Annotated in this window: 12 protein-coding genes; all 12 read left to right on the top strand. The window is 68.1% G+C overall.

The annotated features are described in order from the left end of the window. Positions 1-190 precede the first annotated feature (190 nt). The 12 genes from AC4D2E_RS05465 to AC4D2E_RS05410 all read left to right on the top strand — a co-directional run bounded on the left by AC4D2E_RS05465 (position 191) and on the right by AC4D2E_RS05410 (position 14,365). A complete protein-coding gene (locus AC4D2E_RS05465; RefSeq protein WP_490951892.1) occupies positions 191-1,555 on the top strand; it encodes a DUF6421 family protein in 1,365 nt (454 codons plus the stop codon). Then, entirely contained in the window at positions 1,552-2,259 is a 708-nt protein-coding gene (locus tag AC4D2E_RS05460; RefSeq protein WP_490951891.1) for an SDR family NAD(P)-dependent oxidoreductase, read from the top strand. The genes AC4D2E_RS05465 and AC4D2E_RS05460 overlap by 4 nt, the downstream gene beginning before the upstream one ends. Before the next feature lie 7 nt (positions 2,260-2,266). Then, entirely contained in the window at positions 2,267-3,346 is a 1,080-nt protein-coding gene (locus AC4D2E_RS05455; RefSeq protein WP_490951890.1) for a threonine aldolase family protein, read from the top strand. A gap of 62 nt (positions 3,347-3,408) precedes the next feature. After that, entirely contained in the window at positions 3,409-4,035 is a 627-nt protein-coding gene (locus AC4D2E_RS05450; RefSeq protein ID WP_490952326.1) for a DUF3000 domain-containing protein, read from the top strand. 66 nt (positions 4,036-4,101) lie between these two features. Next, on the top strand, positions 4,102-5,409 hold the full coding sequence (locus AC4D2E_RS05445; RefSeq protein ID WP_490951889.1) for an HRDC domain-containing protein: 1,308 nt from the start codon (positions 4,102-4,104) through the stop codon (positions 5,407-5,409). A gap of 106 nt (positions 5,410-5,515) precedes the next feature. Beyond that, a complete protein-coding gene (locus AC4D2E_RS05440; protein WP_490910512.1) occupies positions 5,516-6,754 on the top strand; it encodes a thiolase family protein in 1,239 nt (412 codons plus the stop codon). Next, positions 6,751-8,877: a 3-hydroxyacyl-CoA dehydrogenase NAD-binding domain-containing protein gene (locus AC4D2E_RS05435; protein ID WP_490951888.1), complete on the top strand. Its 2,127-nt coding sequence runs from the start codon at positions 6,751-6,753 to the stop codon at positions 8,875-8,877. The genes AC4D2E_RS05440 and AC4D2E_RS05435 overlap by 4 nt, the downstream gene beginning before the upstream one ends. A gap of 1,095 nt (positions 8,878-9,972) precedes the next feature. Then, positions 9,973-10,272, top strand: coding sequence for a DUF8462 domain-containing protein (locus tag AC4D2E_RS05430; RefSeq protein ID WP_490951887.1), 300 nt, complete (start codon positions 9,973-9,975; stop codon positions 10,270-10,272). A gap of 53 nt (positions 10,273-10,325) precedes the next feature. After that, complete coding sequence (locus AC4D2E_RS05425; protein WP_490951886.1) at positions 10,326-11,384, top strand: Ldh family oxidoreductase; 1,059 nt, start codon at positions 10,326-10,328, stop codon at positions 11,382-11,384. Between the two features lie 29 nt (positions 11,385-11,413). Further along, on the top strand, positions 11,414-12,463 hold the full coding sequence (locus AC4D2E_RS05420) for a sialic acid TRAP transporter substrate-binding protein SiaP (protein ID WP_258069684.1): 1,050 nt from the start codon (positions 11,414-11,416) through the stop codon (positions 12,461-12,463). Then, positions 12,460-13,074, top strand: a complete 615-nt coding sequence (locus tag AC4D2E_RS05415) for a TRAP transporter small permease (protein WP_490951885.1) — start codon at positions 12,460-12,462, stop codon at positions 13,072-13,074. Before AC4D2E_RS05420 ends, AC4D2E_RS05415 begins: the two co-directional genes overlap by 4 nt. A 10-nt stretch (positions 13,075-13,084) precedes the next feature. Continuing rightward, complete coding sequence (locus AC4D2E_RS05410) at positions 13,085-14,365, top strand: TRAP transporter large permease (protein WP_490951884.1); 1,281 nt, start codon at positions 13,085-13,087, stop codon at positions 14,363-14,365. Positions 14,366-14,386 lie beyond the last annotated feature (21 nt).

The raw sequence follows: 14,386 nt of genomic DNA, 5'->3' as shown, positions 1-14,386 counted from the left end.
CGGTCCTCCGGGGCCGGCCTTCCTGCGTTCCCGGGTGCTGTGAAGGCCGGCTGGCCCTCCTGTACTCCGAACTGATGTTGAGAGCAAGGAAGTCTGATGCTCGGGCCGCTTGTGGCTAAGAGTTCCTGTTCAAGTTGCTAGGCTCCCCCATACGCACCACCCGTTGTCCCGGCCGGAGAAAGCAGGAGCCATGACCGTCACTCCCCTCGTTCGAGCGAACCGCACGCCGCAGCACACCGACGCCTGGAAGGCGCTCAAGGCCGCGGCCCACGAGCTGCGACTCCTGCAGGTCAAGGACGGGTCCATCCCGGATGCCGAGCACCACGCGGCGGCCTCGGACCACACCCTCCGGATCATCGCCGCCGTCGAGGAGCTCGCACCCCTGTTCCCCCACGACGCCGACTACCTCGCCCGCACGGTGACGGCCTTCGAGGCATGGCGCGCCGGCGGCTTCGCCGTCCCCGACTTCCTCGAGCCGCTGCTCGCCTTCCAGCCGCAGCTGGACCGCACGGACGGCCTGCAGCACCTGGTCGTCTTCCCCATGTACACCCAGAACGGCAGCACCAACCGGCTCGTCGAGGCCGTCCTCGTCGAGGTGCTGTGGCCGGAGTTCGTCGCCGAACTCGAAGCAGGTGACTACTCCAATGCCCTCTTCGTCCCGATCAGGTTCCTCGACTTCACGGACGGCTACAGCACGAACTCCGCGGTGCTCTTCCCCGAGACCGTCGCCGTGAGCCGGACCCCCACGTTCACGTGGGGCGCCATCTTCGCGGACCGCGAGGCCGCGCGTTTCCGGCGGGTGGTCCGCGCCGCCGCCGGGATCACGCGCCTCGACCTGCCCGGCGAGGCACTCGAGCTGCTGGAGGACCAGGCGCTCGCGGAGGAGACCTTCGTGATGTGGGACCTCATCCACGACCGCACCCACATGCGCGGCGACCTGCCGTTCGATCCGTTCATGATCAAGCAGCGCATGCCGTTCTTCCTGTACTCGCTTGAGGAACTGCGCTGCGACCTGACGGCGTTCCGCGAGTCGGTGCGGATCGCCAAGGACGAGGACGCCTCGCCCGAGGCCCGCAGGCACGCCCGGCTCGTGCAGTACGCCGTGATCTTCGACCGCATCTTCCGCTTCAGCATCACGGGCACCCGGGTGCGCAACTACGACGGCCTCGGCGGCCAGCTCCTGTTCGCGTGGATGCACCAGCACCACGTCCTCCACTGGACGGACACCAAGCTCACCATCGACTGGGACGAGGTGGCCGACGTCGTCGTCGCCCTCGGCGAGCAGATCGAGCAGCTGTACTGGCGGTCCATCGACCGCCCCAAGATCGCGCACTGGCTCGCCGCCTACGAGCTGGTCTCGGCCACCGTCACACCGCATCCCGCCTCCGTGTGGGCGAAGGGACCGGATGCGCTCGAGCTTCTCGGTCCGCCGCGTGCGCTCACCGACGCCGTCCTCGACGACGAGTTCCCCCTGTCCATGTTCTTCGAGGCGCTGGAGCGGAAGATGAAGCCCGTCATCGAGTCCACGGCCGGCATCACGGCGGACGCGGCGTGAGCGACGACGTCGGTACCCGCACGGCCGTCGTCGCCGGCGCCACCAGCGCAGCCGGCGTCGCCCTCACCCGGCGGCTGGTGGCGGACGGACTGACCGTCGTCGCCGTCGGGTCCCATGCCGGCCGCCTCGACGCGGCGTTCGCGGACCTCGACGGCGTGGACCGGCAGGTGTACGACCTCACGGACGAGGCCGCGGTCCTGGCCCTCGCCGACCGCGTGCGCACCGATCACGGCGGCGCCGACGCACTGTTCCACCTCGTCGGCGGCTGGCGTGGCGGCAAGGGCATCACCACGCAGACCGCCGAGGACTACGGCTTCCTGCACCGCTCGGTCTTCGTGACCCTGTTCAACACGAGCCGGGCGTTCTACGACCAGCTGGCAGAGCACGGCGGCCGGCTCGCCGCCGTGTCCGCCACGGCCGTCGCCGCGCCCACCGCGGCCAACGCGTCCTATGCCGCGGTGAAGGCCTCCGTCGACGCCTGGGTCCAGGCCGTCGCCGACGGCTTCGCCCGGGACGGCACGACGGCCGCAGCGACCGCGGTCGTCGTCAGGGCCCTCGTGGACGACGCGATGCGCGGGCAGCACCCGGAGCGGGCGTTCAAGGGCCACACACACGTCGACGACCTCGCGGCGATCCTCGCCGGCCTGGCCGGGGCGCCGGCCGCGGAGGTCAACGGGACCCGCATCGACGCGGTTCGGGGATAATGGGACGGTGACCGACACCCTGACTCCCGTGGCCCCGCCCGCTCCCCTGCACGACCGCACCCAGCGCAGCTTCGCGTCGGACAACTACTCGGGGGTGCACCCCGAGGTCCTCGCGGCCATCGCCGCGGCGAACGAGGGGCACCAGGTCGCCTACGGCGAGGACCAGTACACCGCGCGGCTGCTGGAGGTGATGGAGCACCACTTCGGCGAGGGGATCTCCATCTACCCGGTCTTCAACGGCACCGGAGCGAACGTGCTCTCCCTGCAGTCGATGCTGCCGCGCTGGGGTGCCGTGATCTGCCCGCAGACCGCCCACATCAACGTCGACGAGAACGCCGCACCCGAGCGCGTGGGCGGCATCAAGCTCCTGACCGTGCCCACGCCGGACGGCAAGCTCACGCCCGAGCTGATCGACCGCGAGGCCTGGGGCTGGGGCGACCAGCACCGCGCGCAGCCCCTGGCCGTCTCCATCACGCAGACCACGGAGCTCGGGACGCTCTACTCGGTCGCCGAGATCAAGGCCATCGCCGACCACTGCCATGCCCGCGGGATGCGCCTCCACATGGACGGCGCCCGGCTCGCGAACGCCGCAGCGGCGCTCGGCCAGCCCCTCCGGGCCTTCACCCGCGACGCCGGCGTGGACATCCTGTCCTTCGGCGGCACCAAGAACGGCCTCATGTTCGGCGAGTGCGTCGTCGTGCTGAACCAGGAGGCGTCCACCGGGCTCGAGTACCTCCGCAAGCTCAACATGCAGCTCGCGTCGAAGATGCGCTTCGTCTCCGCCCAGCTCATCGCCCTGCTCGACGGCGACCTGTGGCTCCGTTCGGCGTCCCACGCGAACGCCATGGCGGCCCGCCTGACGGAGGGGGTCCGGGGGATCCCCGGCGTGACCCTTACCCAGGAGACCACCGCGAACGCGGTCTTCGCGATCCTGCCCCCCGGCGCCGCGGACCGCATCCGCGAGAGCTTCAGGTTCTACGACTGGGACCAGGCCACGGGCGAGGTCCGCTGGATGTGCTCGTTCGACACCACCGAGGAGGACGTGGACGCCCTCATCGACGCCATCCGCCGGGAGGCGTCCGCCTGACGGTCCCGGCGCGCCGCCGCTGCGCGCCCGCCCCCAGGGCATAGCCTGCGGGAGTGAGTGCAATCGGTGGCGTGTCGCAGCTTCCTGCCGAGTTCTTCGACGCCCTCGCGGGCCTCCGGCGGGCGGCACGCCGCAGCGAGATCCGCCTCGAAGAGGTTCCCGCACCCTCCCGCCTGGCCCCCTTCGCCGTCGCCCTCGGTGCCGAGGTGTTCGAGGCGACCCTCCCACCGCTCACCCCCGTCCACGGTCCGGCACGCTCCCTCGTCGTCGCGCCCGATCCGGAGGAACTGGCCACGGGCCGCTTCATCCTCCTCTACGACCCCGCGGGCTCCGAGGTGTGGAACGGCCGGTTCCGGATCGTGACGTACATCCGCGCCCAGCTCGAGGCGGACATGGGCAACGACGCCCTGCTCGGCTCCGTGGCCTGGACCTGGCTCGTGGAGGCCCTGCAGAACCGCGGCGCCCGCCACCACAGCGCGGGCGGCACCGCCACGAGGATCCTGTCCGAGAGCTACGGCATGCTGGGGGACCGCCCGGACACCATCGACATCGAACTCCGGGCCTCCTGGACACCCGACACCTCCGACGTGCAGCGCCACCTCGAGGCTTGGACGGACATGGTGTGCACCTTCGCCGGCCTTCCGCCCCTGCCCGCCGGCGTCGCCCACCTTCCGCACCGACGGTCCTGAGGCCGCGTGCGAAACGCGGGAGGGGCCGTCGGGCCGCGGAATGCTCCGGGATAGACTGAAAACACCATGAGTTCCCACACTTCCGAACAGACGGACCGCATCGAAGCATCCGATCCCGCCGACACAGGCATCCCCGAATCCCTCGCCCTCACCGAACCGCGCGACGGCGTGCCCCTGGTCATCGACACCCAGGCCGGGCTCGAACGCGCGGCGGCGGCCCTCGCGGCCGGGACGGGACCGGCGGGTGTCGACGCCGAGCGGGCCTCGGGCTTCCGGTACGGGCAGCGCGCCTTCCTCGTGCAGATCCGCCGCGAGGGAGCGGGCACCTGGCTCATCGACCCGGAGCCCTTCGACGACCTCCGCATCATCGACGAGGCCCTCGACGGCGTCGAGTGGATCCTGCATGCCGCCAGCCAGGACCTGCCCTGTCTCTCGGAGCTCGGCATGTGGCCGGACCGGCTCTTCGACACGGAGCTCGCGGCGCGGCTGGCCGGACTGCCGCGGGTGGGTCTCGCCGCCGTCATCGAATCGCAGCTCGGCTTCAGCCTGGCCAAGGAGCACTCGGCCGCGGACTGGTCGAAGCGGCCGCTCCCCGAGCCCTGGCTCCGCTACGCGGCGCTCGACGTCGAGGTCCTCACCGAACTGCGCGACAAGCTGGCCGCGCTCCTCGAGGAGGACGGCAAGCTCGGGATCGCCGAGGAGGAGTTCGAGCACATCCGCCGGACTCCCCCCGCGGAGCCGCGCGTGGACCCCTGGCGCCGCACCTCCGGGCTGCACCAGCTGCGTGACCGGCGGCAGCTCGCCGCCGTGCGGCAGATGTGGCTCGAGCGGGAGGACCTCGCGCAGCGCCGCGACGTCGCTCCCGGCCGGCTGATCCCGGACTCCGCCATTATCGCCGCGGCCAAGGCCATGCCGACCACCGTCCCCCAGCTGCTGGCGACCAAGGGCTTCCACGGCCGGGCGGCACAGAAGGAGGCCCCGCGCTGGATCCGGTGCCTCAACGAGGCGGGGAAGCTCACCGACCTCCCGCCCCTGCACGTCTCCTCGAATGCTCCGCCCCCACCCCGTGTCTGGGCGGAGAAGGACCCCGAGGCCGCTGCCCGGCTGCAGACCGCCCGGCCCCGGGTGACGCAGCGCGCCGAGAAGCTGGGGATGCCGGTGGAGAACCTGCTGACGCCGGACTACCTGCGCCGTCTCGCCTGGCGCCCGCCCGCGGAGATCTCGCTCGAGTCCGTCGCGGCGGCCCTCGCCGATCTCGGTGCACGTCCGTGGCAGATCGAGCAGGTCGCCGCGATCATCACGGTCGCCTTCCTCGACCCGGATCCGCTGCCCGCCAAGGGCGGACAGGGAAACCAGGACGCGGCTGCCGACTAGCCGATCTCACCCGGGCGGCCGCTTGCACGCTATGTTACTGACCAGTAACATGTTCGCGGATCAACATCTCGAAGAGGAGTACCAGGTGAGCCTAGAAACCGGGACCATGCCCACGGGCAGAACGGCACGCGCGTCACGCGCCGTCCGCGACGTCGTCTTCGTCGACGGAGTACGGACCCCCTTCGGCAAGGCGGGCGACAAGGGCATCTACGCCGGCATGCGCGCCGACGACCTCGTGGTGAAGTGCATCCGCGACCTGCTGCGCCGCAACCCGTCCCTGCCGCCCGAACGCATCGACGACGTCGCGATCGCGGCCACCACGCAGACCGGCGACCAGGGGCTCACGATCGGCCGGACGGCCGCCCTCCTGGCGGGGCTCCCCCGCACCGTCCCCGGCTTCGCCATCGACCGCATGTGTGCGGGCGCCATGACGGCCGTGACCACCACGGCGTCCGGCATCGCGTTCGGTGCGTACGACGTCGTCATCGCCGGCGGCGTCGAACACATGGGCAACCACCCGATGGGCGCCGACGCGGATCCGAACCCGCGCTTCATGTCCGAGCGCATCGTGGACCCCGCGGCCCTGAACATGGGCAACACCGCCGAGAACCTCCACGACCGCTTCCCGGGTATCACGAAGGACCGCACGGACGCCTACGCCGTGCGCAGCCAGCAGAAGCTCGCCACGGCCTACGAGGACGGGCGCATCCAGCCCGATCTCGTGCCGGTCGCCGGGAAGAAGACCGGCGCGGGCTGGACCCTCAACAGCGTCGACGAGCCCCCGCGTCCCGGCACCACCGTGGAGGACCTCGCGACGCTGCGGACGCCGTTCCGCGCCCACGGGCGCGTCACCGCCGGCAACGCCGCCGGACTGAACGACGGCGCCACCGCGGCCCTCCTCGCCTCCGCCGACGCGGCGGCGGAACTGGGCCTGCCGGTGCGGATGCGCCTGGTGGCCTACGCCTTCGCCGGTGTCGAACCGGAGGTCATGGGCATCGGGCCCGTCCCCGCCACGGAGAAGGCGCTGCGCCAGGCCGGGCTGGACATCTCCGACATCGGCCTGTTCGAGATCAATGAGGCTTTCGCCGTCCAGGTCCTGAGCTTCCTCGACCACTTCGGCATCGACGACGACGACCCGCGCGTGAACCGCTACGGCGGCGCCATCGCCGTCGGGCACCCGCTCGCCTCTTCCGGTGTCCGCCTCATGAACCAGCTCGCCCGCCAGTTCGAGGAGGACCCCTCGGTCCGCTACGGCATGACCACCATGTGCATCGGCCTCGGCATGGGCGCGACCGTCATCTGGGAGAACCCCCACCACGAGCACTACGGACAGGATGCAGCATGAGCTTCGAACGCTACGACGAACTGGCCGCGCTGGTTCCCGCCGAGATCGTCACCCACTCCTATGTCCAGGACATCACGCTGCCCGAGGGCGCCGGGGTGCTCGCGCTCATCACCCTCGACAACGACCTCGACCACGCGAAGCCCACCACCCTCGGGCCCAACACGCTGATCGAGTTCGGCCGCACGCTCGAGGGCCTGAAGGACCGCGCGGCGCGCGGGGAGATCTCCGCCGTCGCCGTGACCGGCAAACCCTACTTCCTCGTCGCCGGCGCGGACCTCAGCACGGTCAAGAGCGTCAGGTCGGAGCACCTCGGCCGCCTCATGGCCGAGCTCGGCCACGAGGCGTACGACCTCCTCGCGGACCTGGGCGTGCCGAGCTTCGCCTTCGTCAACGGCGTGGCCCTGGGCGGCGGCCTGGAGATCGCCCTCGCGGCGACCTACCGCACCGTCTCCTCGGGCGCCAACGGCATCGGCCTGCCCGAGGCCTTCATCGGCCTCGTCCCGGGCTGGGGCGGCGTCTACCGACTCCCCCGCCTCATCGGCCCGGCCAACGCGGTCAAGGTCATGATCGAGAACCCGCTGAGCAACAACCGGAGCCTGAACGGCCGGGCCGCCTACGACCTCGGGATCGCGGATGCCCTCTTCGAGCCCGCCGACTACATCGAGCAGTCCCTCCTCTGGGCCGCCCGGGTGGTCAACGGCGGCGAGGCCGCGGACGCCGTCGAGCAGCGGCGTGCCGGTCTCGCCCGGTACGACGACGCCGAGTGGTCCGGCGCCGTCGCGGCCGGCCGTCGATTCGTGGAGGCGAAGACCAGCAACGCCGCTCCGGCGCCGTCGCGGGTGCTCGACCTGCTCGAGGCGGGCCTCACGCTGTCCCGGAAGGAATCGGCGGCTGCCGAGTGCACGGCCCTCGCCGAACTCATGCAGACGGCCGAGTTCCATGCCACGGTGTACGCCTTCCTGGATCTGGTGCAGAAACGCGGCAAGCGCCCCGCCGGCGCCCCGGACCGGAAGCTCGCCCGCCCGGTCTCGAAGGTCGGCGTCGTCGGGGCCGGGCTCATGGCGAGCCAGCTCGCGCTGCTGTTCGCCCGGCAGCTCAAGGCCCCGGTGGTCCTCACGGACATCGATCAGGCCCGCGTGGACAAGGGCGTCGCGTACGTCCACGCGGAGATCGACAAGATGCTCGAGCGCAAGCGCCTGACGCAGGACGCCGCGAACCGCACCAGGGCACTCGTCTCCGGCTCCGTGTCGAAGGACGTCTTCGCGGACGCCGACTTCGTCATCGAGGCTGTCTTCGAGGAGATGTCGGTCAAGAAGCAGGTCTTCGCGGAGGTCGAGGCCGTCGTCTCGCCCGAGTGCATCCTCGCGACCAACACGTCCTCGCTGTCCGTGGCCGAGATGGCCGCGGACCTGGTGCACCCCGAACGCGTGGTCGGCTTCCACTTCTTCAACCCGGTGGCGGCCATGCCGCTGCTCGAGGTGGTCCGCGCACCCAAGACCGACGACGCCGTGCTCTCGACCGCCTTCGTCCTCGCGAAGGGCCTGAAGAAGAACGCGGTCCTCGTGCAGGACGCGCCGGCGTTCGTCGTCAACCGGATCCTCGGCCGCATGTTCGGCGAGATCACCGCGGTCTTCGACGAGGGGACGGACGCGGAGACCGCGGACAACGCCCTCCGGCCGATGGGCCTGCCCATGACGCCGTTCCGGCTGCTCGCCCTCGTGGGCCTGCCCGTCGGGCAGCACGTGCAGGAGTCGCTGCACACCGCGTTCGGCAACCGCTTCCACGTCTCCGCGAACCAGCAGAAGCTGATCGATGCCGGCGTGAAGGGCCTGTGGGAGAAGCAGGAGGACGGCTCCTCCGTGGTTCCCGAGCAGACCCTGGCGCTCATGGACCGCGGAGACAGCCCGTCCTCCTCGGAGGAGGTGCTGCGCCGCACGCAGGACGCCCTGGCGGACGAGATCGGGCGCATGCTCGACGAGGGCGTCGTCGCGGCCCCCGAGGACATCGACCTCTGCATGATCATGGGTGCCGGCTGGCCCATGCACCTGGGCGGCATCACCCCCTATCTCGATCGCGTCGGCGCGTCCGAGCGCGTTCTCGGGAAGACCTTCCACCAGGGCTGATACAGCGCCCGGCATCGGCCCTGCGCAGTGTCTGACGGACAGGAAAGGCCCCGATCAACAGGTCAGGGCCTTTTCCGCTTGTTGTACCTCTTGCATCGGGGTGTAGGCAGGGGTGGCGCATCGGAGACGGGGCGAGGGTCGCGGTTCCCCGGTAGTGAATTTCTTCAGGCGCCCTCCACGAGTGGTCAGGCGAGCAGTAGTTCGGCCCGTCGTGAGCGTCGCGCGTAGGGGTATGCCGGAGTACTGTGATCGCCCGGCGCACGGCTCAGCGATGTCGGCGGGTGGGCCGATTCTCCAGACCGTGCGCTTATTCTCCCTGGTGTTCGCGTTCGTGCGGGCTGCTGCTAAGGCAGGGAGGCGCGGTGGATCTGTAGGTGTGGCGGTCGGCGTACTGATCCCGGGGCATGCCGGGCCCCGGGACTGCTGTTAGGAGGCGCGGTCGTCCTCCAGCCGGGGAGTTCCTTCATGTGGTTGCAGGCTTCACACAGCCCGGCGCCGTGGGCGAGGCTGGTGGGCCCATCGTCACGCCAGGGGACGATGTGGTCGTAGTGGCGCACCACAGTACGGGGTCCTGCACAGGGGGACGCGGGCCTGGATGAAGCTGCGCTGCCCGGCCGGGAGGAGCCGGGCTCGGGACTCGGCAGCCACCAGTTCCCCGCTACCGGGGGCGGTGTGGAGGCGTCGGAGCAACACCTCGAAGCTCTGCCCGTTCTTTGCTGCTCGCCCCGAAATCTGTCCTGCCAGCCCGGTGGTGAGGAGGTTCCGGGCCCAGCCAGCCGGGACGATCCCGCTGCCGGGAAGCCGGGTCGGGTCACTCTCACCCTGGAACAGGGTGCAGTCCGTCGTGATCAGCTGCACCTCGACCCGGGAGGACCCTTTTGGGGTGCCGGTAGTTCGCTCCACCAGTGCGTCGGCCGTGGCCTGACCACGGCTCCGCTCATCCCCGCCGCTCGTTCAGCGTCGGCGTGCCGGGTCAGCTCCGCATGCACCGCAACCCCCCTCAGTGACCGGCAGCAGGGCCGTCAGATAGGTCGGGGTGTCCGGAGCCGGCCGTAGACTCACCCCCAGCACGCCCTTACGGAGGAAGATGCCGAGGTGGCAGTGCTCATCGGGCGAAGTCAGCTCGACGCCGGCTTCTTCTCCTCCCGCTGGGGCCGCGCAACACGCACGGAACGCGTGTATCTCCGAGCCATCGCGCACGACGGGGACACCGGGTCCCGCACCAGTCGGATCGCTCGACGACTCGGCGTCAAAGTCACCGTACTCGGCCCAGCCCGAGCACAGCTTGTCCACAAAGGCATCGTCCCCCCGTGGTGCGGGGGTGGTCACCGGGCGGCTTTTGTCTTTCCCACCAGTGGTGAAACGTTTTCATGGTCGTCAGTGGTTGTGATCTGACGCACTATGCATATAGGATCACACCACTTCCTATATACGAAGGGGGTTCGCCGATGAGCACCCATCAGCTCTTTCCTCCGCAGGACCTTGTTCGCTTGGCCACCGACGCACTGGAGGCTCGGGGCGTTCCTCACCAGGACGCAGCCCTCACTGCGCGCTCCCTGGTTCAGGCGGACCAGCGTGGCATTTACTCGCACGGATTGCTCCGTCTCCCCTTGTACTGCGAGGCGCTAAGGCTGGGCGGCATCAACCCGGTACCCAGCCTGAAGTTCTCTCGAAACCAGGGCAGCGTCGCAGTACTCGACGCAGACGCTGCACTGGGTCAAGTCGCCATGCAGGCTGCTGTGGATCGCGTCATCGACGTTGGTCGCAGGGAAGGTATCGCTGCCGTCGCCGTCCATAACAGCAGTCACTATGGTGCCGGGGCGTTCTGGAGTGATCAGCTCGCAGAGGCGGGATTCATGGCCTTCATCACCTCATCCACCGGACCAGTGGTTGCACCCCACGGTGGAACCAGCAAGGTCCTCGGCACGAATCCGTTGACCTTCGGCGCACCCAGCGCGTCCGGGTGGCCGCTCACGGCCGACCTGGCAACTAGCAACGGTGCTTATGGCAAGGTGATTGCCGCGAAGAATGAAGGCACACAGTTGCCGGAGGGTTGGGCGGTCGACGCCGCCGGCAACCCGACCACGGACCCACAAGAGGCGGAAAAGGGATCCATGATCCCCTTCGGCGGCCACAAGGGCTCCGCAGTGGCCGTTCTGCTCGAGGCATTCGCGGCATCCCTGACAGACGCTACGTTCGCTTTCGAGACTGTCGACATCTGGTCCAACCCAGCGTCGCGAATGAATAACGGACACCTGGTCGTCGGCCTCGACACGGCTGCCTTCGCCGGCAGCGCACGGACGGCGGCGAGGGTAGCTATCCTTCAGGACCGCGTACGCAGCTCTGGTCCTGCAGGCCGGCCCGTGGATGCCCCGGGAGATCCAGAACGTCGGCGCGAGGCGGGTGCTGCAGACGCTGTTTCCTTGCCGCTCTCGACCATCAATCAACTGACCTCCCTAGCCGACGAGCTGTCCCTCTTACCCCTTTCAACCCGACCAGCAACCTGACCATCAGTATCTTTCGGAAGGATTCAGCAATGAAGCTCGAAACTAACCCCACCAGCAATTCCGCAGGTTCCCACGCCAACCGGAGGATGGTCCTGAGCGTTGCCGCGGCGGCCGCTCTACTGCTGTCCGGATGCGGTGTCGGCACGGCCGTCGATCGGGACAGTGTGGAAGAAGTAGATACGAACGCCAAGACTCTCCGGCTGGCGCACGTCTACGATGCAGGGCACCCGGTTGAGGAATGCGGCGTCGCCACCCTCAAGGAGGAGTTGCAGGGAAGCGGCCTGCAGATTCAGAGCTTCCCATCCGCCCAATTGGGCAACGAATCCGAATTGCTGGAACAGGTTGCCTCCGGCAGCCTCGACATGGCCGTGGCGGGTCCGTCCTTCCTGGGCGTCTGGGAGGAGAACGCGGCCGTTCTCGATGCGGCATACCTGTTCGAAGACGTGGACCACTTCGTGGAGACAGCTAACGGCGAAGTAATGCAGACTGTGTTCGACGATCTGTATGAATCCTCCGACATCAAGGTGCTCTCCAACTGGTACTACGGAACCCGCCACGTGACAGCGAACAAGGAGATTAGTACCGCCGCCGACTTCAACGGTCTGAAAATCCGGACTCCCAACGCGCCCCTGTACCTGACCAATATCAGTGCCATGGGTGGCACTGCGACCCCCATGGCACTCGACGAGGTGTACCTGGCGCTTCAGCAGGGTGTCATTGACGCGCAGGAAAACCCGGTCCCCACCATCTCCACAGCGAAGTTCAATGAGGTCCAGGACTACATCAACCTGACCGGCCACATGATCCAAGGCGTCGAGATCACGACAGGGCGCACCGTGTACGAAGGTCTGTCCGACGAGGAGCGCACCGCACTCGAAGGCGCCATGCAGACCGCCGCAGACGCCACCCGCGAATGCGTCGAGGAGCAGGAACAGTCCATCCTCGAGGAATGGAAGACCGGCAGCGGCATCCAGGTCAACGAAGACGTCGACCGTGAATCTCTTGCCGCTTCAGCAGGGGAAGTCATGCGCGAACAGCCTTGGGGTGACCTTTACGAGCAGATCCAGACGGCGCGATGAGCGAAGAGGTCGGCTCGTATCCAACCTCGGGCAATGAGAACAACCTCGCTACCGGGCTACGGGTTCCGCAGGAACCCGACGACCCGGACTTTCCGGAGCAACGAAACAGCCTGTACCGGTACCTCGTCGTCACCGAGAGGCTCGCTGCCTGCACGTTCCTCGTGGGCACGCTGGGCCTGATCATCCTGCAAGTCGTCAGCCGCTACATCTTCAACTCGCCGTTCAGCTGGACCGAAGAGCTGGCGCGGTTCGGCTTACTGTGGTTCACCTTCGTCTCCGCCGGATTCGTGATGGCGCGCCGTATCCACATCGCGGTCGATATCGTCGCAAGCAAACTGGGGCGAAAGGGAACGGTCGTCCTCGACACCTTTGCCCTGGCCATGGTGATCATCGCCTCGGGGATGATGGCTTTCGCCGGGGCGGAATTTGCCGCCGAAGCGGCGCGCCTTCAGGCCCCGGCGACGTCATTGCCAATGAGTCTGGTCTACAGCTCGGCGGTGGTGGGATTCACGCTGATCTGTTTCCACGCCCTGGTGCACATGTACCTGAATATCCGCCATCCGGAGCTCGTGCCGGACGCGATGGAAAACCTCGAACGGGAAGCGGTGTAGGAAACCCGATATGACTCTACTTATCATGGTGATCAGCCTGCTGCTGCTCCTCGCCCTACGGGTACCCGTCTCATTCGCACTCCTGATCCCGTCCCTCGGATATGTGCTTACGGACCCCTCGGTACGTCTCGGTACCGCTGTCCAGCAGACCGTCTCGGGAGTCGATAGCTTCTCCATCCTCGCGGTTCCAATGTTCATTCTGTTGGGGAACCTGGCCAATGTCTCGGGCGTGACCGACAAGCTGTACGACGGCGCTGTAGCGGGGATCGGGCACCTCCGGGGCAGTCTGGGTTACGTGAACGTGGCCACCAGTTTCGGATTCTCTTGGATGAGCGGGGCCGCGATTGCAGACGCGGCAGCGATGGGCCGCGTCCAGGTGCCGGCTATGGTTCAGCGCGGCTACAAGCGTGAATTCGCGCTAGGAGTCACCGGGGCCTCGAGCCTGATCGCTCCCATGATCCCGCCGAGCATCCCAGCCGTAATTTACGCGGTCACGGCAGGGGTGTCCGTCGGAGCGCTCTTCATGGCGGGAATCGTTCCCGCGCTGATCCTGGTGACCGCGCTGTGCACCACAGTATGGATCCTCATGCGGGAAAGGAACGAACTCCGTCTGCCCAGATCGACCTGGGCCCTTCGCGGCAAGACAGCCCTTGCGGCCGTCCCGGCCCTCGGATCTGCCGTCGTGATCCTCGGCGGCATCCTCAGCGGCATCTTCACGCCCACGGAAGCCAGCGGCATCGGAGTCATCTACATCGCCATCCTGGCCGTCGTCTATAAGGCACTCACCTGGCGGAAGCTGTACCGCACCCTGCTGACCACCGTCGAGACCTCCGGCTCGGTCCTCCTGATCGTCGCAGCTGCGGCGCTGTTCGGGTGGGTCCTTGCCCGGGAACAGGCACCACAGGTCGCCGCGAATCTCATCCTGGAGATCACGAACCAGCCGATCGTGTTCCTGATCCTCGTCAACGTGTTGCTCCTCCTGGTGGGCTGTGTCCTAGAACCGACGGCCGCGATCCTGATCCTGGTCCCCGTGCTTCTTCCCGTCGCTGAAACCTTCGGGATAGACCCAGTCCACTTCGGCATCATGGTCATCTTCAACCTCCTGATTGGGCTGATCACCCCACCCGTGGGACTGGTGCTGTTCGTCCTCTCAAGTGTCACCAAGGCACCGGTGCCTGTCGTGATCAAGGGAATCTTGCCGTTCTTCGCTCCCATGGTTGTGACCCTGCTGCTCATCAGCTTCGTTCCGGCCGTCACGCTCGCTCTGCCGGTACTGCTCGGCTTCCTCTAGACCGCCTCCTCCTGACCTTCA

Source organism: Arthrobacter sp. TJ-265 (genome assembly GCF_058269135.1).
The sequence above is the reverse complement of the archived record's forward strand: the minus strand, read 5'-3'. Positions and strand labels throughout refer to the sequence as shown.

What these genes read in the sequence shown, in the direction of transcription:
- AC4D2E_RS05435 (WP_490951888.1), top strand. Translation starts at nt 6,751, where the DNA reads ATGAGCTTCGAACGCTACGACGAACTGGCCGCGCTGGTTCCCGCCGAG.
- AC4D2E_RS05465 (WP_490951892.1), top strand. Translation starts at nt 191, where the DNA reads ATGACCGTCACTCCCCTCGTTCGAGCGAACCGCACGCCGCAGCACACC.
- AC4D2E_RS05410 (WP_490951884.1), top strand. Translation starts at nt 13,085, where the DNA reads ATGACTCTACTTATCATGGTGATCAGCCTGCTGCTGCTCCTCGCCCTA.
- AC4D2E_RS05440 (WP_490910512.1), top strand. Translation starts at nt 5,516, where the DNA reads ATGCCCACGGGCAGAACGGCACGCGCGTCACGCGCCGTCCGCGACGTC.
- AC4D2E_RS05415 (WP_490951885.1), top strand. Translation starts at nt 12,460, where the DNA reads ATGAGCGAAGAGGTCGGCTCGTATCCAACCTCGGGCAATGAGAACAAC.
- AC4D2E_RS05420 (WP_258069684.1), top strand. Translation starts at nt 11,414, where the DNA reads ATGAAGCTCGAAACTAACCCCACCAGCAATTCCGCAGGTTCCCACGCC.
- AC4D2E_RS05425 (WP_490951886.1), top strand. Translation starts at nt 10,326, where the DNA reads ATGAGCACCCATCAGCTCTTTCCTCCGCAGGACCTTGTTCGCTTGGCC.
- AC4D2E_RS05445 (WP_490951889.1), top strand. Translation starts at nt 4,102, where the DNA reads ATGAGTTCCCACACTTCCGAACAGACGGACCGCATCGAAGCATCCGAT.